The following is a 26815-nucleotide window of genomic DNA, read 5'->3' as shown; positions in this document are numbered from 1 at the left end:
AGTTTACCTCCCATCGTTCAAATTCGGATACCGCTCAAATATCTGTCGCTGGTCCTCCGCTGTCAACTGTCCCAGCCGCTGGGGCTTATCCTGCGGCCGCGTGCCTTTCTGATTCAGCACATTCATCAAGCTCCACTCCCGCTGCAAAGTTTGCGGCTCCTGCGTCGGTAAGTCGTAGCGAGTAAAGTCGATGACCATCGGTGCTTCGTTTTTTGTCCAGTTCCGCAGCAGCGCCAAACGAAACTCGCGATTCATGTACCACTCGATCTCCAACTCTTTTTCCGAACCCGGCGCGCCGGTTCCTCGCGCATCGAACTGATAGTTCAACGAAGCATTGCTGGGCGTGTGCTCACGCCACTTCAGGCCGAATTCACCCTCGGTCAATACGCTCGTGTCGGGCCACCTGTCCCTCACGGCCTGTAGCCAGTAGGTCAGATCCTCGTCGTGCCCAACCGACACCTCCCAGATCCCTGTAACCCAGCCAAATCCATTCAGAGCGTGGCCTCGGTCAAAGTGCACCGCCGTGGTGTCCAGCATCTCCTTACGGCCCGCTGCCGTCCCGAGATTTCCTACAGCTTCGATTGGACCCACGCCCAATCGGCTGTTGAACCCGCCCTCGAAGCCCTCCCGCCGTGCCGTTAGAAAGTCGCAGGTCCAGCCATCCAGGCAGACGCAGTCGATGAAGTCGGCCGCATCCTGTGCCGGTTTCAGATAGTGCTCGCGGCTTGGATAGTACGGATAGCAGATGCCACCATCGCCATCACCGTGGTCGATGCCGTGCTGGCTCCAGATCTGCCCTTGGCAAACATGAATGCCTTCTTCCGTGGCCAGGTATCTCTGGTTCTCCGCATCCAGGAAGCCCGCGACGATGCACTGCGGACGATATCCGCCGCCCACCATGCTAGAGATCAAGCCCAACGCCTTGTGAATCGTCTCCCGGTTATGCGCTCGCGTGTCATACATGGGTGCAAAGTAGCCGCCCGGAATGAAGGTGACCTCGTCGCCATACCGATCGTGATACGACGCCAGAAGGCGGCGCGCGTCTTTGTACTCCTGCCGGCTGTCGTTCAAGGCCAGCCAACTTACCGCCCACGTCATCCGTCCTTCCGGGCACCCTCTGGCAAACGCTTCTCTTCGCGAACGAATATGGGCCGGGCTGTTGTCCGTAGCTTCGTCTTCTCCGATCGAACGACTCGGCGTCACCTCGATCTGATTAACGCGCACCACTGAGACATGGGTCAGGAATCGTCCGCGTAGAGCAGAAGTGCTCGCCCCCAACGCCATCGCGCTCTGCGCCTTGAGCGCGCCTGAGACCGCAGCGCCGGCGGCACCGATCAGGAACTCTCGTCTGCTATAAACGTCGTCCGTTGCCATATTTAGATTTCCTGTCTTCCCATGGCTACTGAAAACCCACGTCCGAGAGTCCGGACGTGGGGCACGGTTTTGTGGTGAAACCGAGAGGGTGGTGTTGCTGGTTATTTGGCGTGTTCGGCGAAGAAGGTTTGGGCGGCGATGAGGCCTTTGCCGAAGGTGAAGTTGGGGGCGGGAAACTTGGTTTTGTGGATGACTTGTTCGAGGGCACCGAGGATGGCGATGGTGTCCATGTAGTCGAAGAAGCCGATGTGGGCGATGCGGAAGAGCTGGCCCTTCATCTCGCCCTGGCCGTCGGTGACGATGGCACCGAACTGCGACTTGAGGCCTTTGACCAGCGTGCCGGAGTCCGAGCCTTCGGGGGCTACGATGGCGGTGGCGGCTGCGGCTTCGTAGCCTTCGGGGGCGAAGAGTTTTAGGCCGAGTGCGGTGGCTGCGGCGCGGGTCATGGCGGCGCAGGTGATCGCGTTGTCGACCAGCTTCTTGCGGCCTTCGGCTAGATCGCCCTCTGGTTTTTCGGGTGTGGCGGCTTGTGCGGCGATGTAGTTCAACGCTGCGCCCAGAGCGGCGATGAGCGCGACGGAGGGTGTGTAGGCGGACTCGCCCTTGGCGGCGTTCTTGCGCTCTTTGCGGAGGTCGAAGTAGTAGCGCGGGTTGTAGGTGGCCTCCATGCGGTCCCAGGCGCGGGCGCTGACGGCGAGGTAGCTGAGGCCGGGGGGAATCATGACGGCTTTTTGCGAGCCGCCGATGAGGACGTCGATGCCCCAGCCGTCCATATCGAGGTGCGAGGTGCCGAGGCCGGTGATGCCGTCGACGATGAGGAGAGCTTCGGATTTTTCCTGCTTGAGGAGCTTGGCGATGGCCTCGATGTCGTGACGGACGCCGGTGGAGGACTCGGTGGCCTGGACAAAGACGGCGCGGGTTTCGAGGTGGAGATTGGCTTTCACTTCGTCGAGGGAGAAGGTGCTGCCGTAGGGGGCGCTGACGACGTCGACGTGGCAGCCGAAGGCCTTTGTGATGCCGGTCCAGCGCTCGCCGAACTTGCCGGCTGTCAACACCAGCACGCGATCTCCAGGTGATGTCAGGTTGGAGACGGCGGCTTCCATGGCGCCCGAGCCGCTGCTCGAGAGGATGATGACGTCGTTCTTGGTGCCGACGAACTCTTTGAGCTGGGAGAGGACGCGGGTATACATGGCACGGAACTCGGGCGTGCGGTGGTGGATATCGGCCGCAGCCATGGCGAACTGGGCGGCGGGGAGTAGGGGGGTCGGGCCTGGGGTGAAGAGGCGAGTTTTGCGGATCATGGGTTTATTGTAGCGGGGTCCTGCCGGACGGGCCGCCTGCGCGGCGGGCGGGCGTTCGCGCGCCTTTTTACTGCTTCGCTTGGTCCTCCCGTTGGTCGGAATGATTATTATGCGACCGCTGGGGGCGGCGTGCTTGTGTACCTGCTTCGCGTTGCTCGGCTTCCCTATAATGGAGGGATTGTTGGATGGAGATGCGATGACAATTGGCGAGAAGATTCAGACAGATATTGTGGTGGCAATGAAGGCGAAGGATGAGCATAAGCTGACGACGCTGCGGATGGTGAAGTCTGCGCTGAGGAATAAAGAGATCGACAAGCGCGAGAAGCTGACCGATGCTGAGGAGTCGCAGATCCTGACGACGCTGATCAAGCAGCGTAGAGAGTCCGTGGAGTCGTTCACCAAGGGCGGACGGCCGGAGCTGGCGGAGAAGGAACAGACGGAGATTGGGATGATCGAGGGCTATCTGCCGCAGGCCGCGGGCGAGGATGTGATTCGCGGCGTGGTGCTGGGTGCGATCGATTCATTGACGGTGGATGGGAAACGACCGGGGCCGAAGGATATGGGCCCGCTGATGCGGGTGGTGCAGCAGCGGATACTGGCGGATGGCCTGCGAGCGGATGGGAAGCTGGTGAGCGAGATGGTGAAGACGGAGCTGGCGAAGTAGGGCGAAGGATGGTTTTTGCCCTGAGGAGTTAGAGTTCATGCCGATCGCTCCAGTGAAACCGGCGCAGTCTGAAGGCGCTCAGCGGCTGCTGATCTCAAACGAGGCAGAGGCAGCGCGTGGTGCGATTGCGTGGTCGAGCTTGTTCTTCGTGATGTTGCAGAGTGTCTGTACGTTTTTTACGGCGCTGGATGGTTTGCGGCTTGTCCTTGGAGTGAGTGCGCTGGCCAGCATGGTTGGTGCTGGGGAGAGATGGGATAAGTTGCATGCAGACTGGATCCGCTTGCCGATGGTCGTCTTCGCGCTCGCAGGAGCCTTGTTGAACCTGACGATCCTGATGCATGTTCGGCATCTGCGCAGTCGTCCCGCGGCGCAGTGGCGTCTGCAGCCGCTTACGCCGGGTAAGGTTCGCAGGGAGCGTGTTCAGCTGATCTTATCTACGGTGGCGCTCGCTCTTCTTGTGATCGAAGAAGTGACACATCTGCATACGTTTCATCGGATGTAATCCTCGATTTCGGGTGAGTTGGCGTCTATCTTCTATCTTCGCTACCAGTTGAAGTTCCGAGCTGCGATGATGGTGAGCCTGGCGCGCGAATGGAAGCTCTGCGAGCGAGATCTTGAACGACGGAGTTGGCAAAATAAATCAGGCGCTTCGGAATAGGCGATTTCTGAATTGCGTGGGCGCGGCGAGCAGGTGTATAGTCCTCGGCCATCGAGGTAACAACTATGCGAAAGATTCTGTGCGCCTTAGTGCTGTTAGCGTTTGCGACGCCGCTGCTGGCGAGTGATCCCTTCGTTGGGACATGGACGCTCAACTCGGCAAAGACGAAGTATACGACCGGTACCGCACCAAAGAACGTGACGCTTGTGATCGAAGAGCAGGGCGACAGTCTTCAGGTGACTGGTACCGGCACGACCGGTGATGGCTCACCCATATCGGTGAAATATACGGTTCCGATCAAAGGCGGGGCGGGGACGGTGCAGCAGGGTGACTTTGACGGAGTCAGCTCAAAGCTAGTCAGCTCTCACAGCCGCATCAATACCTTCATAAAAGGCGGAAAAGAGATCAGGAAGCGTCATACCGTTGTGTCATCGGACGGGAAGACGCTTTCGACCACAGTCAAGGGAGTGGGATGGGATGGGAAGCCGACTGCGGGTCTTGACGTTTACGACAAGCAGTAGCCAGACGGCTGACAGAAAGCGATGCGACTCAAAATATTGAAGGTTAGGTGTGGTTAGCCCGGAATGTAGAAACGGCGCATCTGGGGTTCCCGAGTGCTGTCATTTCGGAACCCAAGTTGTGCAGGGCTAATGGTGCAAAGTAGTCCAGTTGAACTCGGTGCCGGCGAGGATGGTACGGCCTTGCATGGGAACTTGCGGGATCTCCTGATAGCCGGTGTTGCTAAGGTCGAGCAGGCGCAGATAAGGGCGGATGCGGCCGGTGTTGCGGGAGAGGGCGATGTCCCAGAGCGGGTAGGCGGTGTGCTGGGTGCGCTGGACGACGTTGAACTGGGTGCGGGCGTTGATCTGGCGGCCTGCGCGTCCGAAGATTGAGCCGGGCAGGGTTCCGTTCCAGGCGAAGACGGCGTTTTGTGCGGCGTAGTTGTAGGCGTACTCGGAGATGAGGTTTGGCGGTGGGGATGCGGCGTGGGCTCCTGAGTAGCTGAACTGCAGGTTCTGAGTTTGTGTGAGGCGGAGGCGGAGTGTGGTCTCGGCTCCGGTGATGTTGAGGTTCTGGATGTTGACGGCCTGGTAGGGTTCGGCGAAGGTGAGGGCTGGGGTGGCGAGGGAGAGTTTGGAGTAGTCGATGGTGTCTTTTTGCTGGAGGCGGAAGGTGGTCGCGGTAAGGGTTAGGCGTCCGTTGTTCGGAGTCCAGTCGAGACCGGCCTCGTAGCTCCACGAGGACTCGGGTTTGAGGTTGGGGTTGCCGATGGTGGTGGGGTCGGCGTAGTAGAGATCGATGTATGTGGGGAGGCGGAAGCCGTGGCCGGCGGAGGCTCGGAGGCGGACCGTGTGAGTGAGGGTGTAGGCGGTGGCTATCGAGGGGGAAAAGACGTTGCCGTTGCTGGAGAGGACTTCGTCGCGTGCTCCGAGGGAGAGGGAGAAGCGAGCTAAATATCGATTAGAAAAGGCGCGGAGGCTGAGGTTGGCGTAGCCTGCGCCCTGATTGCGGGCGTGTTTGCCGAGCGAGTTGGAGCGGATGGAGTCGCCGTCGGCTTCGAGGCCGTAGGAGAGGGTGGTGTTGGGGGTGAGGTTGTCGGCGCGGCGCAGGGCAGCTTCGTAGCTGGTGGTGATGTGGTTGTTTTCGTAGATCTGGGGCTGGTCGGCGAAGAGGACGAAGAGGTCGGAGTGGCGGCGGTAGCCGTAGCTGGCGGCGGTGCGCTGGCCTAGCTGTTGCTGGATGCTGGCGAACCAGCCCTTGGTGCGCTCCCATGAGTCGTAGGGGCCGTAGAAGAGGTTGGCTCCGTAGGGGCGGTCGCTGGCGGCGAGGAGGATGTCGGTGGTGCCGGGTTTTAGGGTGAGCCAGGTCTCGGAAGCCAACGCGTTGCTGCTGTAGTTGCGGTCGGGAATGAAGCCGTCGGAGGTGTCGCGGCTGCCGGTGAGCTGCTCGGCGATGGGGCCGCGAGTGTAGGAGGCGCGGAGGTGCTGCTCGATGGAGTAAAAGCTGCCTGCTCCTGCGCTGGCTACGATGGCGAGGCCGGGGGCGGGGGATTGGGTGAGGAGGTTGACGGCGCCCCCGATGGCGTCGGAGCCGTAGAAGGTGGAGCCAGAGCCGTGGAGGATGTCGATTCTGGTGACGGCGTTGAGGGGGATGGGGAGGTCGAGATTGAGGTGGCCGGTCTCGGGGTCGTTGATGCGGAGGCCGTTGAGGAGTATGAGGGACTGCTCGAAGGTGGTGCCGCGAAGGGAGAGGTCGGCCTGAACGCCGTTGGCCGCGCGGGCCTGGAGGTTGAGGGACGGGTCCTGGCGGAGGAGGTCTACGACGGAGTTTGAGACGAGAGGCTGGTCGCGTGGGGAGAGGAGATTGACAGCGCGGTCGTTCTCGGCGAGAGGCAGGGGTTCGAGGGTGGTGGTGACGGTAATGCTTTCGGCGATGGGGGCGAGTTTTGTTTGGAGCTGGGTGGAGTTGGCTTGCTGGGGCTGCTGGGCGATGGCCACGCTCAGGCAGAAGAGTAGGGGAAGATGTGCTGGGCAAATTTTCATGGTTGGCGATGCGCTTTGATCTTGTCACTATCATCGGTTGAAATGGGCGGGAAGAGGAGTTAGTTTAGTCTGTTTTTAGATAGTTGAATTGCTCAACTAGTGGAGGGCTGGCGTTGAGGATTGAAGCGTTTTTGCGGCAGAGCCCGATCTTTCAGGCGAGCCGGATCGCTCGGAGGATGGAGATCTCGCTGAATTTGATTCTGCGGGATGAGAGACTGACCTTGTTTGAGGCATTGATGCTGGCTGCTATCTTCTTTGAGGAAAAGGGCGGCATTAAGCCTTCGGACCTGGCGGAGACGTTTCAGACGACTCGGGGGAATGTGAGCCATTGTGTCTCATCGCTTGAGGCGAAGGGATTAGTGCGGCGGCGGATCGATGAGGACGACGCACGGTCGTTCCGGTTGGTTCTACAACCGATGGGCAAGAGGCGTGCCGCGCGAGTAGCGGGAATCTTCGATCGCATGCAGACTCACTTTGAGGAGAATGTGGGGGAGGCAAAGCTGGCGGGGATGTTGGAACAGATGCGTGTCGTGGAGGAGTTGTGCTTGCATTTGGCCGAAGCGGCTGGCGAGCGAGGACGGTGAAGCAGGTGAAATTGAAGGGAGAAGCCATGTCTTTTGAATATGCGAATGGAAAGATCTGTATATCGAAATACCTTCATCTGCCAAAAGGGGGCGCCTGAAAGCATTAGGGAAGAGAGCGTTATTCGTGGATGATCTTGACGAAGATGCCTTCGCGGAAGATTTCCAGCTCTTATCGACTGTCTAATGAATTCGGGAAGGAGCGACCTATGATTGCCAAAACGGTTTGGAAAAAGGAGATGGAATTTGATGGGCACTCCGAAAGTGGTCATCATGTCGTTTTCGACGCCGGAGCTGCGCACGCCAACGGCCCTACCCCTATGGAGGCGGTTCTGATGGCCCTTTGCGCCTGCACCTCCGTCGACATAATGTCTATCCTGCAAAAGATGCGCGAGCCTCTGACAAGCCTTACTGTATCTGCAACTGCTGAACAGGCCGCTGAGCCGCCCCGTGTCTTTACACGGATCGGTTTGGTCTATTGCGTTGGTGGTGCTGTCTCAAAAAAGGCCGCCGAAGACGCAGTCGCACTCTCCAAGAACAAGTACTGTTCGGTCTCGAAGATGCTTGAAAAAGCCGTCCAGATCGACTTCACCATCGAATACGCAAGCACGACCGTCTGAAGCGGATAGCTTACTCGCGGATGATTTTTACGAAGACGCCGTCGGGGAGGGTGGCTCCGCCGAGGATGTGGACGACGCCGTCTTTGGTGAAGCCGCGGAGCATGGTGTCGGCTTTGGCGTAGGGGTTTGGCGGGGCGTCGGATTTGTTTGGGTAGGGGGTGGCTTTGATGGGTGGTGGCGCGGGCTGGCTGGCGCTGGAGCCGGTGGCTGGGCCTCGGCGCATTCCGTGGTCCATGGCTTCGTTGGCGAGGCGGTCGGCGTCCTTGTTTTTGTGGCGGAGGGCGTGGGAGATCTCGAAGCCTTCGAGTTTGGCGATGCGGCTTCGGGCCTCCTGCCAGAGGGGTTTGAGGTCGGGGGAGTTGACCTTGTACTTGCCCTGGATCTGCTTGACCATCAGTTCGGAGTCGGAGACGACGCGGAGGCGGGGGTGGTGGTGGTCGAGAGCGTATTGCAGGCAGCCGAGGAGTCCGGAGTACTCGGCGTAGTTGTTGGTGCGAAGCCCGAGGAACTCGGAGAGTTCGGCGAGGACGTTGCCGTGGTCGTCCTGGATGAGAGCGCCGTATCCGGAGGGGCCGGGGTTGCCGCGGGCTCCGCCGTCGCAGTGGGCGTTGATCCAGTCGGTCTTTTTCGGGGTAGGCGTATTTGGGCTGGGGGCTTCGGGGAAGAGGCTGGGGACGGCGGTCGGACGGGGAGGCATTGGGTGAGTTTACCGGATGTGGCGTGCGTGAATTCGGCGGCGTGATGAATCGGAGCTCCTGGAATTATGGCTAAGGTAAGTGCGAAATGCGGGGGTCTCTCCACTACGGCGGCAAATTGCGCCGCCTCCGGTCGAGATGACGAGCATTTTTGTAGATAGTGAGTATTTGTAGGGATGGCAATGCTATGCGGTTTGGTGGGGGGATGCCTCTTTCGTGGGATCTTTTTGCGCTCACCTTTTGGAAGTTCGGGGGTCTATCGGGGTGTACTTTGATTTCCTGACTCCGGAGTCAGAACGATGAATGCAGAAGTCGCTGGGTTGAATCCTGGCGGGGAGTTGTCTTCTCCGCTCGCTGTGGGGCTCCGAAAACGGCACGTTAGCCCGTTTGCCACGGGATTATTAGGGGCAACAGCGGTAGAATCGTTGCCAGCGATGGCAAAAGCAGCGGCTCAACCTGGAACCCGGAACGGCGGCAAGCTGACGCAGGCGCAGCTCGATGCACGGGCGCAGCAGCGAACCGAAGACGACGAGTTGATTCGCGAGGCGCAGAAGGGCCAGCGAACGGCGTTCGACGCTTTGGTGCGGCGATATGACCAGTCTGTGCTTCGGCTGGCGCTGCATATGCTCGGTAATGAGCAGGATGCGCAGGATGTCCACCAAGAGGCCTTCATTAAGGCGTATCGCCACCTGGGGAACTTTCGGTTCGAGTGCAGCTTTTACACGTGGCTTTACCGGATTGTGACAAACCTTTGCCTGGACCAGTTGCGTCGGCGAAAGAGCCGCAGGGAGGATCCGGCGACGGTGCTGGATGCCAGTGGCGATGAGATGGACCTGATGGCCAATATCACCGACGACCGGGCTATGGCGAACCCTGGGCGGGAGCTGGACCGGAAGGTGATGAGTGAGCGGATCGGCGAGGCTTTGAGCAAGCTGACACCCAGGGAGCGAACGGTCTTCGAGCTGAAGCACTACCAGGGGCTGAAGCTGCGGACGATCGGGGAGATGTTGAGCACGACGGAAGAGACGGCTAAGAATACGCTGTTCCGGGCCACGCGAAAGCTGCGGGCTAATCTGGCGGAGCTTCGGTAGAAGCCGGTGTGGGTGCGGTAGGTTAGGGATGACTTTACAAGGGCGCACGTAGAGCCTACGAAGAACAAGCAAAATTTGAGGCTGGCTGAGGTAGGACAATGAAGTGTGAGAGCGCAAGAGACTGTATCGTTTTGTTGAACTACGGCGAGCTGCCCGATGAGCTGGCTGGGGGACTGGAACAGCATCTGACCGAGTGCGAAGGTTGCCGCGCGGAGCTGGAGGCGTTCCATATGTTTGAAGAGCGGTTGGCGTTGCTGCCGGTGCTGGAGCCATCGCCGAATCTTCTGGCGCAATCGCGAATGCGGCTCGACGACGAGCTGGACATGATTGAGCCGCATGGGTTTCTTACTCAACTGAGGACACATTTTTATCGTTGGCTGGGGCATGTGCAAGGTGCGCCGGCGCTTGCGACGCTGCTTCTGGGAGTAGGGTTTCTGGCGGGAAACTTTACGCTGCGCTACCAGGTGGCTCATGCGCCGAAGCCTCAGAAGCCTGTGATTGTGACGGGTCCTGATGAAGGCGTGGATAAAGGCGTGATCGCGAATGTGACCGGGATTGTGCAGACGCCGAACTCGGAGCTGGTGCAGGTGAAGTACAACAGGGTGGTTCCCGAGACGATGGAAGGGTCGCTGGACAGCCCGGAGATCCGGAACCTGTTAATGGTGGGCACACGTGCCGCCGGCGTGGCTGGCGCCGATACAGTGCGGAAGGATTCGGTTGCGTTGCTGACGAACGAATGCAAGTCCGGGCATGCGTGTCAGCCGACCGCGGTAGACGGTAAAGAGATTCGCAGTGCGCTGATGGTGTCGCTGCGATATGACCAGGATGCCGGGGTTCGAATGACGGCGCTCGAGGGATTGCAGCGGTTTGTGGGACAGGATCAGCACGTCCGCGACGCGGTGCTCGAAGCTGTGATGCATGATTCAGATGCGCAGGTTCGGAAGACCGCGATTGGGTTGCTGGAGCCGGTCCAGTCAGACTCGAGCGTGCGGCAGGTGCTGCGAACGGTTTCGACGCAGGACGCCAACCCGTATATTCGGACAGCATCGTATAACGCGCTGCAGGGCTCCGCAGATATTCAGTAGACAAGGCAGGAAAGTGCGCTCGATCACCGGGTGCGAGAGATGGTGCGGATGAGGGTAGGCGAATGAAATACCGCAGGTCATTGGGAGTTGTGGCGGGGTTTGTGGCGCTGGCTGGGACGGCTGGTCTGCAGAACTCACTCGTGGCACAGGGTCTTCCTTTCTGGTCTGCGCGCACGGTGCTCGAAGGAGCGATGGAGGGCAGTTCGCATAAGTACGCGGCGCAGGGGTACCTCGGGGTGGAGGCACGCGACGTGAACGACGATCAGGTTGGTTCGCTTCGGATGAAAGAGGCGCGCGGGGCGGAGATTGTGAGCCTCGATCACGATGGGCCGGCATGCAAGGCAGGGATGCGGATGCATGATGTGATTCTGCAGATGAACGGCCAGGCGATCGACGGCCAGGAGCAGTTCAAGCGGATGCTGCGCGATCAGCCAGTGGGGCGGACGGTGAGCTTCGTGGTAAGCCGCGATGGGCAGACGATGACGATGACCATGCAGATGGCGGATCGGCGAACGGTGGGGCAGCAGGCTTGGGACCAGCACTACACAGTTCCGGCGCCGGGTGATGGACCTTCAGGGGCTGTGCGCGGTGGCAATAGTTTTATGGGCGCTTCAACATCGTCCGGCACAACAACGATTCCCAAGGGGCATCGCGAGATGCTGGCGATGAATATGATTCTGAGTTCGTCTTACACTGGCGCTCAGCTTGAGGTGATGGGGCCGCAGCTTGCGGGTTTTTTTGGCGCAGAGGGTGGAGCGGGGTTGCTGGTACGGAGCGTCGACGGCAACAGTCCGGCGGAGCAGGCTGGGTTGAAAGCGGGAGATGTGGTGGTGCGGGTTAACTTGATCGCGGTTTCGAGCGGAACCGATTGGACGAAGACGATCCACGACAACCGGGGCCGGCCGGTGCCGGTGGTGGTGATTCGTGACAAGCAGGAGCAGACGCTGACGCTGACGCCGGATACCAAGAAGCGCTCGTGTGTGCTTCCGGGGTTTGGGCTGGAGGAGTTGTTTGGCGAGACAAGCCAATATACCCGCGAACTGCTGGCCAAGTTGTAGGGCGAAGTGCGGTTCGGAAGACTCAGCAGGATTTTTAGCAGAACTCTATCTGGGTGATAGGCGCGAGTTCTTTGGCAGGTAGCCGAGACATAATTTCTGGTCTTTTCGCGCGGATTTGCCGGTCCTCTCGTTGGGGAAGGAGGAGATTGGCATACACTTCGATATACTTAAGCTGATATGTCTTCTGCTCCTACAACTGCCGTGGTGAACGGCAGCCGTCCGATGACTGCCAGGCGCCGCTGGAAGGCAGTGACGCGCAAGCTGCGTGAGCTGGGTTCGATCGGGTCGGCGGTGCTTTCGACCGGGCATCCATACATGGCGCACATTGTGCCGATGCGGCGATGCAATCTGGCCTGTACCTACTGCAATGAGTACGACGACCACTCGGACCCGGTGCCACTGGAGGAGATGCTGCGACGCATCGACGATCTGGGGCGGCTGGGGACTTCGGTGATTACGATCTCGGGCGGCGAGCCGCTACTGCATCCGGATCTCGATCAGATTATTGCGCGAATCAGGAAGACGGGCGCCATTGCGGGGATGATCACAAACGGGTATCTGCTGATGCCAGACCGGATCGAGAGGCTGAATAAAGCCGGGCTCGATCATATGCAGATCTCGATCGATAACGTGATGCCGGACGAGGTCTCGAAGAAGAGTCTGAAGGTGCTGGACAAGAAGCTGCAGATGCTGGCCGAGCATGCGGACTTTCATGTGAATATCAACTCTGTGGTGGGTGGTGGGATTGCGAATCCAAATGATGCGCTGACGGTGAGTGAGCGAGCGCTGGCGCTGGGGTTCAGCTCTACGATCGGGATCATTCATGATGGCAGCGGACAGTTGAAGCCGCTGGGCGAGGCCGAGCGCACGGTCTGGGACAAGGTGCGGAACCTGACGCGGCGGAGCTACTCGCGGTTCAACCACTTCCAGGAGGCGATTGCCAACGGGAAGACGAATGACTGGCGTTGCCGGGCGGGCGGACGGTATGTGTATATCTGCGAGAACGGGCTGGTGCACTATTGCAGCCAGCAGCGTGGATATCCGGCGGTGCCGCTGGCGCAGTATCAGACTGCAGATGTGAAGCGGGAGTTTTTGACGGAGAAGAGCTGCGCGCCGAGCTGCACGATCAGTTGTGTACACCAGGTAAGCTACATCGACCACTGGCGCGCGCCGCAGACCTCGTCGGTGACGCCGGGTGCATCGGGGCATGGAGCGGACGCGGAGCTGGTACAGATTCGTTGACCGTGCGGTGGCGATGTTGGTGAGGTTGTAACAGACGACTGACCGCGATTGCTTCAGCCGCTAAATTGGTGGATTCTGTTGGAATGATGCTTTCGAGTGGTACGTCGCGGCTTGGGATGGGCCGAGGTCTTCTGATTTCAGTTTTGGCGGTCGGAGTTTGCGTGCCTTCTCGCGCGCAGACCGGGGCGGGAACGCAGCGCACCCTCGACAAGGCAACCGTGGGGATGTCGACCTCGCCCGATCCAACCGAAGACGTGACGCAGCGGCCTACCAGCACTCCGTACTCTGGCGATCTTTCCATCTTCGAGTATCCGGATCGGGATAAGAAGCTGCAGATCGAGCGCGTGATGGATCTGCTGGGAATTGTACCGGGAAAGAATGTCGCAGATATCGGTGCAGGCTCGGGGTGGTTTACGGTGCGTGCGTCGCGCAGGGTGGGACCGGCGGGCGTGGTGATTGCAGAGGATATCAATCCGCTAGCGATCGAATACATCGGCAAGAGAGCGTTGAAGGAGAATCTGCCGAATGTGCGGACGGTGCTGGGGAGTCCGGACGATCCGCGGCTGCCGGGGGGAAGCGTGGATGCGGTGTTGATGTTGAAGGTTTACCACGAGATCGTGCATCCTGTGCCGACGATGAAGGTGCTGCAGAAGGCGCTGCGACCGGGAGCTAAGGTGGGGATCATCGACCGCAACGGCAATGGAGCGGATCATGGGTTGAACCACGAGGTAGTGGTGAAGGAGATGGGCCAGGCCGGGTACAGGCTGGTTGGGACCTATGACTTTACCAAGGCGGACGGGCAGGATTACTTTTTGATCTTTCAGGTTCGATGAGCGGAAGGTCACATTGCAGAAAAAGATCCGGGATTTCCGGGCCTTTTGGTTTTGTGACAGAAATCGTTACTTGTGGGCGGTGGTCTTCGGCTTGGCTGCTGCAGGTGCCGGGTTCTCTGCGATCGCATTGTCCAGCATGGCGTAGAGCTGGGTGACATCATTGACCTCGACAAAGCCCTTGTGGGTGACGATGAAGATGGTCGGGGTCTTGGTGAGGCCGACTCGTTCGCCCAAGGTTTGGTCAGCGTGCACCTCGGCGGCGAAGAGACCGTTCGGATCGATGACGAACGGCATCACGCGACCGTGAGATTGAAAGTACTTTTGCGTGAAGGCGTTGAGATCTTCCTTTGAGGCGATGGAGATCTGGTTGGCGAAGACGGCGCCGCGATACTCTTCGGCGGCCTGGGGCGAGATCTTGTCCTGAATGTAGCGGGCGATCACAGCCGCGTCAAAGCTCCAGACGTGCATTCGCAGGGGGAAGTCGTGGCGGAGAAGGGGAATCTTATATTTCTCCACAGCCGCATGGACGATGGGGAATGCGTGCGAGCAGGCGGGGCACTCGAGGTCTTCAAAGTCGTAGATGGCGACCTGAGATCCGGCGGGAGCGCGAAGCATTGAGGTGTCTTTAAAACCCTGGGCAAGGGCCGGGATGCCGACCGGAATGGCGAGGAGCAGGGCTGCGGCGAGGAGGATGCGGTTCATTGGTATAAGACGCATAGGATTATCTTTTGTATTTTAGCCGAGGGAGGGAGCCGAAGACCGTTTTCTCGCTATTTCTGCATCGAGAGGGGAGTGTGGCACTCTAATAAGAGAGCATGAAAGCCCAGACTGGAATTTCAAGAGAAGCGAAGACGCGGCTATGGGCTGCGGTGTGGACTGCGGCGCTGATTTTAAGCGTTCCCCTGGCGATTGCGCAGAGCCAAGGTGCTCAGACCCAGAACGTTGATCTTCCGCCGGCGCCGGTGCCGAATATCGTCAAACTGCCGGGCGGGGTGGTGGTTGAGCAGGGGACGGCTGGGGCGTTGCCGCTGAGCCTTGATGACGCGATCGCTCGGGGAGAGAAGCGCAACCTGCAGATGCTGCTGGTCATCCAGAACGAACGAGCGGTGCGCGGCCAAGTGTTGACCGTCGAAAATAGTTTGTTGCCGAGTCTGACGGCCAAGGGAGCGGTTGAGGCCCAGGAGATCAATCTCGCGGCGCAGGGATTCAAGGCCTCGTCACTGGCGGGATTTGGCCTTGCGCCAGGAACGTTCAACGAGATTGTCAAGGTGAATACGGCTTCGGCGCAGTTGAGCCTGAATCAGCAACTCTTCAATGTGCCCGCCTATTACCTGTTCCGATCGGCGCAGCAAGCGGTGAAGGCGGCTAATCTCACGACCTTGAATCAGCTGGGCAACGTCACTCTTTCCGTGGGCACACAGTATCTCCTTGCATTGGCGGACGCCTCGCAGATTGCGAATGCGCAAGCTCTGGAGAAAGCGGATGAGGTGGCGTACCAGCAGGCGAAGGCCTCGCACGAGGCGGGCGTGGGGACGAATCTGGATGAGTTGCGCGCCAGGGTTCAACTGCAGACGCAACAGCAGGCGCTAATCAACGATGAGAACGCGTTTGCGAAGGACAAGATTGCGCTGAACCGGCTGATCGGACTCCCTGCGGACCAGGAGATTGCGCTGACCGATACGGCTCCTTATGCGGAGTTTGCGCAGCTGCCGCTCGAAGATGCGAAGAATCTGGCTTTTCAGAGACGGAAGGATCTGCTGAGTCTGCAGGCGCAGCTTGAGGTTGCAGCCAAGGCGCGGAAGGCAGTGCGGGCGGAGCGTCTCCCGGTGGTCTCGTTCGATGGATACTACGGCGTGCTGGGGGAGATTGGTTCGCTCTACCATGGAGTGTTTGCGGCGACAGGCAAGGTAAGCGTACCGGTGTTTCAGGAAGGACAGCTTCGCGGCGAGCGTGAGGTAGCAGACGCGCAGGTTACGGGGCTGAAACAGCAGATCGACTCGCTTCGGGTGACGATCGAGCAGCAGATTCGCGCGGCGATGCTGGATGTTCAGTCGTCGAATGATCTGGTGAAGGTGGCGAAGAGCAACGTGGACCTCGCGACCCAGGAACTGCAGGATGCGACGGACCGCTTCTCTGCCGGGGTGGATGATAATCTACCGGTCGTGCAGGCGCAGGCGACGTTGGCGGCGGCGCAGAGCAGGCTGGTGGATACGCTGTATCAATACAACCAGTCGAAGCTGCAACTGGCGCGGAATACCGGAGTTGTCGAAACCCAATACAAAGTTTACCTGGGCCGATAGAGCTCCTTCGACGCGGGAATCTCCAACAAAATGAGGCGTGATTGCCTTATGTCCTTGCGATGCGCTCTCGCTGGGGAGAGGCGTCTTCGGCCTGAAGGCTCGAGAAGTCAGGTGATGCTTCAGATGTTGGCTAGAGAGCGAAGGAGATCCCGGAGATGGTGACACTTTCGTAACAGAAGTGTGAAAACATAGGGCATGGCGGATGGTTCGGAACGAGTGAAGCCGGCGGTAGAGAAGGGTTACCGCTCGGCATTCAAGTCACGGGACTTTCGGCTATATCAAGCGGCGCGGTTGATGGTGATTCTGGGCGCAGAGGCGCAGTCGGTCGCTGTGGCATGGCAGGTATATGCGATCACCCACTCTGCCTTGGACCTTGGATATACGGGGCTCGCGCTCTTTCTGCCCGGGTTGTTCGTCATGCTGGCCGCAGGACATGCTGCGGACCGATATGACCGGCGCAGGATTATTCTGCTCTGTTATGGATTGCAGGCGTGTTGCACGGCTGTGCTGCTGTGGCTCTCCTTGAGTGCGACGGCGTTGCAGCATGGGCGAATCTGGCCGATCTATGCGGTACTGGTGGGGATTGGGTTGGGCAGAGCGTTCAGCGGGCCGGCGGCAAGTGCCATGCTGCCAAGCCTGGTGCCGAAGGAAGATTTCGTCAACGCGGTGACCTGGGGGGCGACGGTCTACCAGATTGCGAATATGTCCGGCCCCGCCGTCGGCGGCCTGCTGTTTACGCTACCGCTGGCCGGTGTTGCGGCGATGTGTAATGGCGCGCCGCTTGTATACAGCTTCACGCTCCTGATGCTGGTTGGGTTCATCGTGCTGGTCGGTATGATTCGAACGAAGATGGTTACCACGGAGAAGAAGGCCTTCAGCATGAAGACGGTGCTGGCAGGGTTGGAGTATGTGTGGCGAGCGAAGCTTTTGTTGGGGTCGATTTCGCTGGACCTGTTTGCCGTGCTGTTGGGCGGAGCAACGGCGCTGCTGCCGATCTTTGCGACTGACATTCTGCATGCTGGGCCGCGCGGGCTTGGATTGCTCCGGGCGATGCCATCGGTGGGCGCGCTCGCGGTTTCTCTGTTGATGGTCGTGAGGCCGATAAAGCGCAGAGCCGGTCTGACGATGCTGGTGTGCGTTGGAATCTTCGGCGTGGCAACGGTTGTCTTCGGGTTGTCGAAGAGCATCTATCTGAGTGCAGCGGCCCTTGTCATCGTCGGCGCGAGTGACATGGTGAGCGTGGTGGTTCGGTCGAGCGTGCTGCAACTGGCGACTCCGCCTGAGATGCGTGGACGCGTGAGTGCGGTGAATTGGCTGTTTATCGGAGCTTCGAATGAGTTTGGCGAGTTCGAGAGCGGCGTGACGGCGCACTGGTGGGGTGCGGTTCGGGCCGTGGTGGTTGGGGGAATCGGGTCGATGCTGGTGACGGCCTCTGCTGCCGGGCTGTTCCCGCAGCTGCGCAATGCTGACGCTCTGACGGCGGAGGCTTTGATGGGAGCCAATGAGGAGTTGAGTGTCGCAGAGCCGGTAGATTAGAGTGCAGAGGTTGCTATCTAAGGGGTAAGGGAGAGTCGATGCAGAATGGGGCTAAGGCGGCGATCGGGGCGACTGTGGTGCTGGTGCTGGCGGTGGGCATTCGTGTGGGGTTGATCTACCGGGAGCGAAATGCTCCAGACAACTCGGTGAAGGCGCCTGCGCGCGAGGTGATTCCCGAGGACGATCTCGTCTTCTTAAAGAAGAAGCGGCCGGATACGCTGAAAGACATCAAGGATCTGGCTGGCACGACGGTCTGGGTTTCGGCTGGCGGACAGCTCGAATACTACCCTCTCGTTGGACATGCGGCTCAGTACGGCAAGGCTGCCGGAACGTTGTTGGGCGCGGAGCCTCTGGTCGTGAAGGACGCGATTGAGCAGGTGGCTCCTAAGGCTGCGACGTTTCGAATCCCAGGCGGCGACAAGCAGGTGTTGATGGTCTTCACGCGGCCCGATGTCGCAGGAGATACCAAGGAGTATGCCGTGCCAGTGGGGTACCGGCAGGGGGGCCAGTACACCTTTTATACCGACGAGATCCTGTTCTATGACGATCCGCATGATCTGTACAAGCACTGGGGACCGGAGATCTGGAAGGCAGTGGACACACACCAAGTCATTCTCGGAATGAACGAGCGGCAGGTGGAACTCTCGTTGGGACAGGTGAGTAAGAGCACGAGTAACGACTACGGAAACCGCATGGTGGTGTTTGCGAATCTTGGTAAACCGATGGCGGTCACGTTTGTGAAGAATAAAGTGACGGCGTTCCGGGCGGATCAGGGGTATTGAGTCTTAGTCTGGAACAAATAGAAAAGGGCGAGTTCATGGCGCTCCCCCCTTTTGCGATCCCGATGGCTTAGTGCTTTACCACCGTTAGTATCACGGCGCTTGGATACTGGCTGCTGTGATGGATGGCGGTGTGAGCGACGAGCCCAGTGGTCTCGTCGTAGTTGTTGCCGCCTGTGTTGAGATTGCGGTCGAACCGTGGGAAGTTTGAGCCGGCGACCTCGATGCGAACTCTGTGGCCAACATCAAAGTAGTTGCTGGTGTTCATCGGGGTTAGGGTCACTTTGTAGATCTTATCCTTCTCCATCCATACAGTGTGGTCGTCGCCCTCACGGTAGCGAAGGCGCTGGATCGTCTCGTCGAGGTTGTAGGCGGTGCCGTCGGGCAGGACGTCGATGACTTTGACGGTGACGTCGGTATCCTTCACGTCGGAGGAGACGTAGAGCGTTGCCGTAATCGGGCCGCTTACCTCCATGCCTTCTTTCAGCGGCTCACTGGTATAGACAAGGATGTCGGGACGCTCCTCCATCTTGCGTTGATCGAGCGCGCCGCCCATGCCAGAGATCGTATTGGCTGCGCAGCAGACGTTGCCGCCATAGCTCGGTGTGGGATTCATGGGATCGTAGGTGAAGAGGTCAGCGATATCTGGAGACTTCGCCTTCGACTTTGCGGGTGGCGTTGAAGAGAAGGAGAGAACGCCGTCGCCGTGAAGTGTGTTCGCATGGCCGCCGCTGGAGAGGGTGAGCGTTACGGGCTTTGCGCCTTCAGGAGGCCAGCTCTCAGAGTGCTGCCACTTGTTGATGCCCATGGTGAAGTACTGCACCTTGGGTGTCTTCTGGAGAAAGCCGTTGTCTTCGTGCTTGAGGAAGTGATCGAACCAGGCGTAAGTGAGCGCGTCGTAGTCGAGCCGTGCGTCGCCCATGCTGCGTTCGCCGACGATGGTGTCCTCCTTGGCACGCTTGTAGCCGCAGTGAAGTGTGGGGGCAATCACCGCGTACTGCTCGTTTGCCGCCTCACCTTTAGCGGCGGAGCGGACGAAGTTGTAAGCAGCGAGATTTGGACCGATGGAGACGTCGTACCAGGTCATGAACCAGAAGCCCGGAACGTTGATCGGCATGGTGTCGGACTGCCAGATGCCGCCCTTGCGCCACGCGGGATCGTTCGGCGTGCGCTGGATCATGGCGCCTCCGGTGGTGTTCGGCATCTTGTCGGAGAAGATGCCCTTCGGGCCATCAATGGCGGAGATGATCTCTTGCTCTGGCAGATGCTGAAAGGCCTTGGCCCAGTCGACAGGAGGAAGCTGCGGTGCGAGGTCAAACAGTTTCGATGCCTTGATGAGATCAGCTTGTGAGGTGTCCTTTGGAAAGCTGGGACGCACCTGGTTTTGTTCGCCATAGAGCCAGTCGATGAAGAGCATCTGTACGGCGCCGCCGCGATACCAATTCCCTTGTTCGTTGTATGGACCGACCTTGCCGACGCCAGCGCCGAAGCTCTGCGGAATGATTGTGGTGAGTGCCTTGTTGCCCAGTGAAGCTGCGGCGAGCTGCCACTCTGCGGTGGAAGAGCAGCCGATGAGACCGATCTTGCCGCTGGACCAGGGTTGCGCGGCCATCCAGTCGAGCTGATCGTTGGCATCGGAGAGAGGTGCGCCGAGGATGTCGTAGTTGCCCTCGGAGAAGAAGTGTCCGCGCTCGTTCATCTCGATCAGGACATAGCCGCGCTTGACGGCGTCGAGCTCCTGGCTCATGTCGCGATACGTCCCGAGCTTCACGTCCCAGAAGTTGAAGTTGTAGGGCGTGCGGCTGAAGATGATCGGATACTTCTTGCTTGTATCTTTCGGGCGATAGATATCGGCGGCCATACGCGCACCGTCACTCATCGGAACCATTACCTTGCGGTCGATGACGGCGACATCTTCCAGTTGCCTCTCGATAGCTTCGCGCTTTTCGATGAGAGCCTTGGTCTCCTCAGGCGAGAGCTGGGGCCGTGGACCTTGGGCAAAAGCAATCGGAGCGACGGCGAGAAATAGAGCTATCAGGTTAGACAAGCGCATTGGAGTCTTCTTCCAATTCATATAAGGCTTTTGAGACGTAATAGGAGATGAACTGGTGGCGACATGAGCTTCGTCGAAGTGGAAGATTTTTACTAACACTAGTGGAACGAAAAGGCAGTTTCAATATTGAGTTCGACCGTTACGGGTTTCCCATTCTCCTTTGCTGGTTCGAAGGTGTACTGCTGCACGGCGGCCATCGCATCTTCGTCCATACCAAGCCCCAACGCCCGACGAACACTAAGGTGACTTATCGCGCCGTTGCTTCCTACCCATAAGTTCATGAGGACAGTCCCGCTATACTTTTTATCTTTTGCCACGTTGTTGTAATTGGGATTGACGTATCTCACAACCTTTGGCGGGGTGATCGCACCACCGATCTTTCTAGGCCTCGTGTTCGGTGACTGTGAGTCAGAGTCTGCCGAAGTGGCTGCAGGCGTTGTTGTGGTGGAAGTTGGCAGGAAGTTCTTTTCCGCATAGTTCTTCCAGTAATACGGCATGGATGGAACTAGCTTATCGAGCCCATCGACAAAGACTGCATCAAGCGCAGGTCCATAGTCGCCACTTGGGCTTGCATCTATCTCGATATGGATGGGAGAGTCGAGGTGAACGCGGTTTTGCTTGTTGTCCGCTAATTCGAGACCGACGCGGGGGCCTTCGAGGATGAGTTTATCCGGCTTTAATTTAACCGACTTAAGGTCGAAGCCGCACACCGTGAAGGTAACTCTACCGGACTTTCCGATGAGTGTACCGTTGGAATCGAAGTGCAATTTATCTTCTCGCCAGAGTCCGCGTAGGGTAGAGGGGCTTGTCTTTCAGCTTGGCTTTGATGTCCGCTTCGGTCGATTGTGCGTTGAGGGATGGTAAGAGCGGGCAGGAGAAAATGAACGCAAAAGCGCAACGAGCAAGAGGCGAACGCAAAATCAGCATGAGTTCGAATCTAGACGAAAAATAAGCCTAGTGAAACAGCAAAATGAGAGATAGACCTACAGAGTCCTCAGCCGGTATTGCGGAGGCCGGCGCTGATGCCGTTGATGGTTGCGGAGATGGCGCGGTCCAGCTCGGGAGAATTGGGTTCTCCTTTTCTCAGAGCGGCTCGTTTGCGTCGCATCAGTTCGACCTGTATGAGCGACATCGGATCGACATAGGGATTGCGCAGCCGGATGGAGCGCTCGAGAACAGGGTTGGTTTCGAGGAGCGACTTTTGCTGCGTGATCTCGAGAATCATGCGGTGGGTCAGGTTGAACTCAGCTTCGAGGGTAGTAAAGACGCGGTCGCGCAGGGCTTCGTCTTCGACCAGTGACGCGTAGAGGCGGGCGATCCCGAAGTCTGCCTTCGCAAGCGCCATCTCGACGTTACGCATGATATCGAGAAAGAGAGGGAAGGCGCGGGCCATAGTTTGAAGCTGCGCGAGGCCGTCGGGTTTGGATTGAATGAATTGATGAAGCGCGTGGCCGACGCCGAAGTAGGCAGGAACAAGCTGCCGCGACTGCATCCAGCCGAAGACCCATGGAATAGCACGCAGATCGGCCATGGATTTTTTACCGCTCCGTTTAGCGGGGCGTGAGCCGAGGCGGGCGTGTTCAAGCTCCGCGACGGGAGTGGATTGCTCGAAGTAGGTAAACGTGTCGGCGCTGTCGACGATGTGTTTGCGGTAGAACTCGTAGGAGGTAGCCGAAAGCTCGTCGAGCGTGGCCTCCCATGCGGGAAGGATCTCGCCGGTGAGATGGGGAGTCTCCGCGCCACGCTGCAGCGCTGCATCGGGGCGGGCCAGTGCGTCGAGGCTTGCGGCGATCATCAGCTCGAGATTGCGCTCGGCGAGCACTACGTCGGAGTACTTCCAGTTGAGGACCTCTCCCTGCTCGGTGATGCGAAGTTCGCCGGTGAAGCTGTCGACAGGCTGAGCGAAGATGGCGCGGTGCGTCGGTCCACCACCGCGACCGACGGTGCCGCCGCGACCGTGGAACAGACGCAACGTCACGTTGCACTCGCGAGCGACCTCGTGGAGTGCTCGGTGGGCCTTCCATATCTCCCACGTACTTGTGATCATGCCGCCGTCCTTGTTGGAGTCGGAGTAGCCGAGCATGACTTCCTGGTGTCGATTCCAGCTTGCGAGCAGTGGCTTGTAGACATCGCTCGTCCAGAGCTTGCGCATGATTGCCGGGGCATTCTGAAGATCCTCGATAGACTCAAAGAGGGGGACAGGTTGGAGGCCAGGATCGTCTACTCTTCCATTTGCAGCCGGGGCTGTGCCTTCCACTCTGACGCCGCCGAGACGCGCAAGCCAGATCACCTGGAGTACATCTTCGGCGCTGGTTGCACCACTGATAACGTACTGCCGGATGGACTCCGGAGAGTACGTTTGTTTGAGCTCAGCGATTGTGCGGAAGGTGTCGAGGACCTCGGCGGTCTGCTCACTGAGAGATGACGGAAGGTTCAGGGAGTCAGTCGAGTTGGAAGGGCACCATGCCGAGACCTCGGCGACGGCGGCGGCGTGGACGCGGGCGTGTTGGCGGATGTCCAGCGTCTGCAGGTGCAGTCCGTAGGTGCGAACCTCTATCAGCAGCGGATCGATCAGCATCTCGGCGAGTCGCGGACCGCTGTTGCCGATCAGCGAATCACGAAGGATGGTCAGATCGGAGAGCATCTCGGAGGCGCGGGTGTAGGGCTTGAGCGCGGGATTGGCTGGAACGGGAACGGCGGATTGGGGAGTTGCTCCCAACCGCATCATGATGCAGGCGATGAGGAGCCGGATGGACTCGTGAGGGAAGCGTTCGCCCAGGGCGCTCTGACCAGCGGTGCGAAGTTGGCTGAGGTAACAGTCGAGCAGCGCGCTTAGTTCGTTGGAGACGGGAACCTGCTGGGTGGAGCTTGCAAGCTGTTCGAAGACGTTCTGAAGGCGGCGTCGATAGTGCGTGAACAGGAGCGTGCGAGCCATCGCGAGGGCGTCACGAGTCGCCTGGGGAGTGACGAAGGGATTGCCATCCCGGTCGCCGCCGATCCAGGAACCGAAGCGGATCAGCAAGGGAAGATCGGCAATACAGGATTGAGTCGTTGAGGATTTGTCTTGTTCGGGTCTATTTGTAACTGAACTGAAGCTTTTCTCGCTGGGGTATTCAGCGGCGAGCGCGGTGGCGACTTCGGAGTAGAGGACGGGGAGGGTGTCGAAGAGGCTGGACTCGTAGTAGTCGAGCGCCATGCGGATCTCGTCGAGCACTGTGGGGCGGGCGCTGCGCACGTCATCAGTCTGCCAGAGTGCGGTGATCTCGGCCAGCAGGTCGCGTTCAAGAGATTCGAGGTGGGGTTCGGGGACGGGGATGCGGTCGAGCTGCTCGAGCAGATCGGAGATGCGGCGGCGCTTGAACATGACGCTGCGCCGGGCGACCTCGGTGGGATGTGCGGTGAAGACCGGGGAGACGCAGATGCGAGTCAGCAGAGCGTGCACCTGTTCGGTGGTAACGCCAGCCTGGCGCAGACGACGAAGAGTTCCGCGCAGATCGCCACGTTGGATAGAGCCGGATGCGCTGGCATTCTGATTGAGCTGCAAGGAGAGGCGCCGCCGCTTGCGATGGTTGGTCTCGGCGAGGTTGATGAGCTCGAAGTAGAAGCCGAAGGCGCGGGCCAGCTGATAGGCAGCGGGAAGGTCAAGCGTGTGGACGCGGGCGAGCGCCTGCTGAAGATGGGCGGTGGCGGCGGCTTGGTCGGCAGCTCCGGTTTGCGGGGCCTCTGCTTCGCGACGGGCGATTGCAATGCGGCGAAGCGCCTCGACGGCCTCGTAGAGAGGCTCACCGGCCTGCTCGCGTAACACCTCGCCGAGCAACATACCGAGAGAACGGACGTCGCGACGCAGAGGAGCTTCTTTCAACTCACCAGTTGGAGCCTGGAGTTCGGCGAGGCGCTGGGGCCAGTCGGTTGGAGACCAGAGAGACGACATGCTTTGATTATGCCTTGTGAGATGGCCGAAGAATATTTAGATGAGGTAGCGCAGGTGTTTTAGGTGGTGAAGGGGATCAGGCACGACGGGCTAACGCTTGCGCCAGGCAAATTTTAGAGCGGACCAGACTTCGTTGATGGAGCAGACCTTGTAGTCGACCAGACCTGCCGTGAGGGACGCATCGCGTACATGATTCTGGTTGAAGTCGACGTGGTGTTTGCCGCTGCGCTTGGGATGAATGATCCAGACGGATGCTGGCCTGGGGAGACGAAGTGTCAGGAGATCCAGTGTGGAGGACAGGTCTTCGAGTGAGCGGGTAAAACACAGCGCGAGACTTGTGGTGGGGCGCAGGCGCGAGAGTAGTGCGGTGTTTTCCGGGAGATCGCCTAGCAGCTCTTCGAAGCCATCCGGGGCGGCGATTAGAGCTACCTCCATGCTCGTATTGATTCCTAATTTTTTTAGCAGGGGTGTCGCCGAGAAGTCGCGTGGTGGGGCGACAGCCGGAGTGACCGGTGGATGAGCAAGGAGTGCGGCGAGGGCGCCAGGAACTTCGGACCAGGAGGCGTAACTGGCGTCGGGATTTTCTACGCGGATTCGTTCAGTTCTTTCGGGCGATCCGCCTGCGAAGAGAATCGGTATATGGTGTGCGGATCTGCTGGAGCGAAGAATTAGAGCGATCTCACGGGAGCGCGATGGAAGTTTGTCCAGATCGAAGATGAGCACGGCAGGGTTGAGATGGGCAAGCTCACCGACAACTGCTGAGGTTCTGATCAGAGGAGAGGCGTCGATCTTCAGGCCACGGCGTTTCAGCGCCGCCGCCTTTGTCATAACGTCTTCGTGCCAGGAGAGAAGTCTGACGATCTTCATGGGCTTTCGCGGGTTCGCGCTGTGTTGCAAAGGATTTTAGGCCATCGCCCTGACGTCATACCTCACATCAGCTGCGCGATCTTCTCCAACTCCTCTTGGAGGCAGGGCAGGGAGCAGCTGATAGCCTCCATCCGGAAGGCCGCTTTGCGAGCATCCTGCGTGGAGACCCCGTAACCGCGCGCGACAAGAAAGCTGCTGATGAGATCGGCGGCCTGCCAGGAGTCGAGACCCGACTTCATCAGATCTTCCCGCAATCCGGAGAGATCGGCCTCAGCGAACTTTTCGACGTGGGCACCCTTAGCCTTTGTCATTTGTTCTTCTCCTGCTCGGCGTGTGTTCGCCGTCAGCTTACCCAAAGTGTTAGACGTCATATATCGACCTATCGTCAGAGGACTTTACGAAAAGATGGCCTGGAAAGTTTCCTTGAGGCGCTCCCAGCAGAGAGTGCGGTTCGCAAGCAGTACGGGAGATCCTTCGATCACCGGATAGCGTCACCCGCATCTCCCGTGCACGAGATGACATTTCCGGCGCGGCCAAGCTTCTGATGGCACACTGGACAGACAACGTACTGCAGATCTGCGGCGGCAGGGATTGCGCGCTCACGGAACTATCTTATCGTCGGAGATGCGGGGGAGCGCGATACCATGAAAGATGTATGGATGAGATAAAGAGAACTCCGGCGCTTTTGGACGGCGTCGCCATCGCCACCCGGATCAAGGCCGAGGTCGCAGCCGAAGTCCGAGCTCTCTCGGCTCGCGGGATCACTCCTGGGCTGGCGGTGATTTTGGTCGGCGAAGAGCCTGCGTCACAGATTTACGTCCGAACCAAAGTGAAGACCTGCAGCGAGTTGGGAATCTTCAGCGAGATGATCACACCACCGGAGAGCATCACGACTGACGAGATGCTGGCGCTGGTCGCGGCTTTGAATGCCCGCGATGACATCGACGGAATCCTGATCCAGCTTCCGCTGCCGAAGCACGTGGACACCAAGCGGCTCCTCGAGGCTGTCTCTCCGGACAAAGACGTGGATGGATTTCACCCCGTGAACATGGGCCGGTTGCAGAGCGGTCAGGCGGGGCTGGCTCCATGCACACCTGCGGGCATCCTCGAGATTTTGCGGCGGAGCGGATTGCCAATCGCAGGCCAGAACGCGGTCGTCGTGGGGCGCTCGGATATCGTAGGCAAACCGACGGCGGTGATGTTGCTAAATGCCTCTGCCACGGTGACTGTATGCCACAGCAAAACGGTCGACCTCGGTAGCTTCACCCGCGAGGCTGATCTTCTCGTAGCAGCGATTGGTCGGCCGGGGTTTATTACCTCGAAGATGGTCAAGCCGGGCGCGACGCTAATAGACGTCGGAATCAATCGCATCACCGAAGCCGCCGAGGTGGAAGAGTTCTTCCCGGGCGATCCGGCCCGGGCGGCAACTTTTGCCAAACGCGGATCGGTCGTCGTCGGGGACATTCATCCGGCTGCCTTTGCGGTGTCGGGCGCGTACACCCCGGTCCCGGGTGGAGTCGGCGCGCTGACCATAGCGATGTTGATGCAGAACACGGTAGCTGCGGCGAAGCTGCGCCGGGGAATCTCGCGGGGGAGCAAGTAGC

The 26815-nt window shown here is 59.3% G+C and carries 24 protein-coding genes; 14 read left to right on the top strand and 10 right to left on the bottom strand.

Annotated features, from left to right (window positions below; genetic code table 11):
- Positions 1-3: 3 nt before the first annotated feature.
- Both RBB75_RS05565 and RBB75_RS05560 read right to left on the bottom strand, forming a co-directional pair.
- The gene (locus RBB75_RS05565; RefSeq protein WP_353069810.1) at positions 4-1374 is read right to left on the bottom strand and encodes a DUF3863 domain-containing protein; all 1371 of its coding nucleotides are present in this window, start codon (positions 1372-1374) and stop codon (positions 4-6) included.
- A gap of 101 nt (positions 1375-1475) precedes the next feature.
- Positions 1476-2675 (bottom strand): pyridoxal-phosphate-dependent aminotransferase family protein, encoded by a 1200-nt coding sequence (locus RBB75_RS05560; protein WP_353069809.1) that lies wholly within the window; start codon positions 2673-2675, stop codon positions 1476-1478.
- Between the two features lie 196 nt (positions 2676-2871).
- Here RBB75_RS05560 and RBB75_RS05555 point away from each other — a divergent pair, with 196 nt between their 5' ends.
- The 3 genes from RBB75_RS05555 (at position 2872) to RBB75_RS05545 (ending at position 4518) form a co-directional block, all read left to right on the top strand.
- Positions 2872-3339, top strand: coding sequence for a GatB/YqeY domain-containing protein (locus RBB75_RS05555; RefSeq protein WP_179639696.1), 468 nt, complete (start codon positions 2872-2874; stop codon positions 3337-3339).
- Positions 3340-3376: 37 nt separating this feature from the next.
- The gene (locus tag RBB75_RS05550) at positions 3377-3841 is read left to right on the top strand and encodes a hypothetical protein (protein WP_353069808.1); all 465 of its coding nucleotides are present in this window, start codon (positions 3377-3379) and stop codon (positions 3839-3841) included.
- 221 nt (positions 3842-4062) lie between these two features.
- Entirely contained in the window at positions 4063-4518 is a 456-nt protein-coding gene (locus RBB75_RS05545) for a hypothetical protein (RefSeq protein ID WP_353069807.1), read from the top strand.
- 126 nt (positions 4519-4644) lie between these two features.
- On the opposite strand, the gene RBB75_RS05540 is transcribed toward RBB75_RS05545, so the two are convergent.
- Entirely contained in the window at positions 4645-6540 is a 1896-nt protein-coding gene (locus RBB75_RS05540) for a TonB-dependent receptor plug domain-containing protein (RefSeq protein WP_353069806.1), read from the bottom strand.
- 113 nt (positions 6541-6653) lie between these two features.
- On the opposite strand from RBB75_RS05540, the gene RBB75_RS05535 reads away from it, so the two are divergent.
- Together RBB75_RS05535 and RBB75_RS05530 are read left to right on the top strand one after the other, a co-directional pair.
- A complete protein-coding gene (locus tag RBB75_RS05535) occupies positions 6654-7124 on the top strand; it encodes a MarR family winged helix-turn-helix transcriptional regulator (RefSeq protein ID WP_353069805.1) in 471 nt (156 codons plus the stop codon).
- A gap of 206 nt (positions 7125-7330) precedes the next feature.
- The gene (locus tag RBB75_RS05530; protein WP_353069804.1) at positions 7331-7741 is read left to right on the top strand and encodes an OsmC family protein; all 411 of its coding nucleotides are present in this window, start codon (positions 7331-7333) and stop codon (positions 7739-7741) included.
- Between the two features lie 10 nt (positions 7742-7751).
- On the opposite strand, the gene RBB75_RS05525 is transcribed toward RBB75_RS05530, so the two are convergent.
- Complete coding sequence (locus RBB75_RS05525) at positions 7752-8438, bottom strand: ribonuclease HI family protein (RefSeq protein WP_353069803.1); 687 nt, start codon at positions 8436-8438, stop codon at positions 7752-7754.
- Between the two features lie 432 nt (positions 8439-8870).
- Between RBB75_RS05525 and RBB75_RS05520 the strand changes: the two genes are divergently transcribed.
- The 5 genes from RBB75_RS05520 (at position 8871) to RBB75_RS05500 (ending at position 13745) form a co-directional block, all read left to right on the top strand.
- Positions 8871-9527 (top strand): RNA polymerase sigma factor, encoded by a 657-nt coding sequence (locus RBB75_RS05520; protein ID WP_179639689.1) that lies wholly within the window; start codon positions 8871-8873, stop codon positions 9525-9527.
- 134 nt (positions 9528-9661) lie between these two features.
- Positions 9662-10612, top strand: coding sequence for a HEAT repeat domain-containing protein (locus tag RBB75_RS05515; RefSeq protein ID WP_257031188.1), 951 nt, complete (start codon positions 9662-9664; stop codon positions 10610-10612).
- 62 nt (positions 10613-10674) lie between these two features.
- On the top strand, positions 10675-11670 hold the full coding sequence (locus RBB75_RS05510) for a PDZ domain-containing protein (protein WP_353069802.1): 996 nt from the start codon (positions 10675-10677) through the stop codon (positions 11668-11670).
- 177 nt (positions 11671-11847) lie between these two features.
- A complete protein-coding gene (locus tag RBB75_RS05505) occupies positions 11848-12912 on the top strand; it encodes a radical SAM protein (RefSeq protein WP_257031187.1) in 1065 nt (354 codons plus the stop codon).
- A 161-nt stretch (positions 12913-13073) separates the two neighbouring features.
- Entirely contained in the window at positions 13074-13745 is a 672-nt protein-coding gene (locus RBB75_RS05500) for a class I SAM-dependent methyltransferase (protein WP_353069801.1), read from the top strand.
- 66 nt (positions 13746-13811) lie between these two features.
- On the opposite strand, the gene RBB75_RS05495 is transcribed toward RBB75_RS05500, so the two are convergent.
- Complete coding sequence (locus tag RBB75_RS05495) at positions 13812-14462, bottom strand: DsbA family protein (RefSeq protein WP_257031186.1); 651 nt, start codon at positions 14460-14462, stop codon at positions 13812-13814.
- A 98-nt stretch (positions 14463-14560) separates the two neighbouring features.
- Between RBB75_RS05495 and RBB75_RS05490 the strand changes: the two genes are divergently transcribed.
- From RBB75_RS05490 to RBB75_RS05480, 3 genes are all read left to right on the top strand, one after another.
- On the top strand, positions 14561-16045 hold the full coding sequence (locus RBB75_RS05490) for a TolC family protein (protein WP_218884736.1): 1485 nt from the start codon (positions 14561-14563) through the stop codon (positions 16043-16045).
- A 195-nt stretch (positions 16046-16240) separates the two neighbouring features.
- Positions 16241-17581 (top strand): MFS transporter, encoded by a 1341-nt coding sequence (locus RBB75_RS05485; protein ID WP_179639686.1) that lies wholly within the window; start codon positions 16241-16243, stop codon positions 17579-17581.
- 38 nt (positions 17582-17619) lie between these two features.
- Positions 17620-18363 carry a hypothetical protein gene (locus RBB75_RS05480; RefSeq protein ID WP_179639685.1) on the top strand — a complete coding sequence of 248 codons (744 nt, stop codon included), beginning with the start codon at positions 17620-17622 and terminating at the stop codon, positions 18361-18363.
- 67 nt (positions 18364-18430) lie between these two features.
- Here the strand turns inward: RBB75_RS05480 and RBB75_RS05475 are convergent, their stop codons facing one another.
- The 5 genes from RBB75_RS05475 to RBB75_RS05455 form a co-directional block, all read right to left on the bottom strand.
- Positions 18431-20413, bottom strand: a complete 1983-nt coding sequence (locus RBB75_RS05475; RefSeq protein ID WP_179639684.1) for a CocE/NonD family hydrolase — start codon at positions 20411-20413, stop codon at positions 18431-18433.
- A gap of 98 nt (positions 20414-20511) precedes the next feature.
- Positions 20512-21180, bottom strand: a complete 669-nt coding sequence (locus RBB75_RS05470; protein ID WP_353069800.1) for an energy transducer TonB — start codon at positions 21178-21180, stop codon at positions 20512-20514.
- 227 nt (positions 21181-21407) lie between these two features.
- Positions 21408-24344 carry a phosphoenolpyruvate carboxylase gene (gene ppc, locus RBB75_RS05465; RefSeq protein WP_179639682.1) on the bottom strand — a complete coding sequence of 979 codons (2937 nt, stop codon included), beginning with the start codon at positions 24342-24344 and terminating at the stop codon, positions 21408-21410.
- A 90-nt stretch (positions 24345-24434) separates the two neighbouring features.
- Positions 24435-25211 (bottom strand): DUF3052 family protein, encoded by a 777-nt coding sequence (locus RBB75_RS05460; protein ID WP_179639681.1) that lies wholly within the window; start codon positions 25209-25211, stop codon positions 24435-24437.
- 62 nt (positions 25212-25273) lie between these two features.
- Positions 25274-25522 (bottom strand): hypothetical protein, encoded by a 249-nt coding sequence (locus RBB75_RS05455; protein WP_179639680.1) that lies wholly within the window; start codon positions 25520-25522, stop codon positions 25274-25276.
- A 344-nt stretch (positions 25523-25866) separates the two neighbouring features.
- On the opposite strand from RBB75_RS05455, the gene RBB75_RS05450 reads away from it, so the two are divergent.
- Positions 25867-26814, top strand: coding sequence for a bifunctional 5,10-methylenetetrahydrofolate dehydrogenase/5,10-methenyltetrahydrofolate cyclohydrolase (locus tag RBB75_RS05450; RefSeq protein WP_179639679.1), 948 nt, complete (start codon positions 25867-25869; stop codon positions 26812-26814).
- Position 26815 lies beyond the last annotated feature (1 nt).

Origin of the sequence: Tunturibacter empetritectus, assembly GCF_040358985.1 — a bacterium.
GTDB lineage: Bacteria > Acidobacteriota > Terriglobia > Terriglobales > Acidobacteriaceae > Edaphobacter > Edaphobacter empetritectus.
This window is presented reverse-complemented; position numbering and strand designations above follow the sequence as displayed.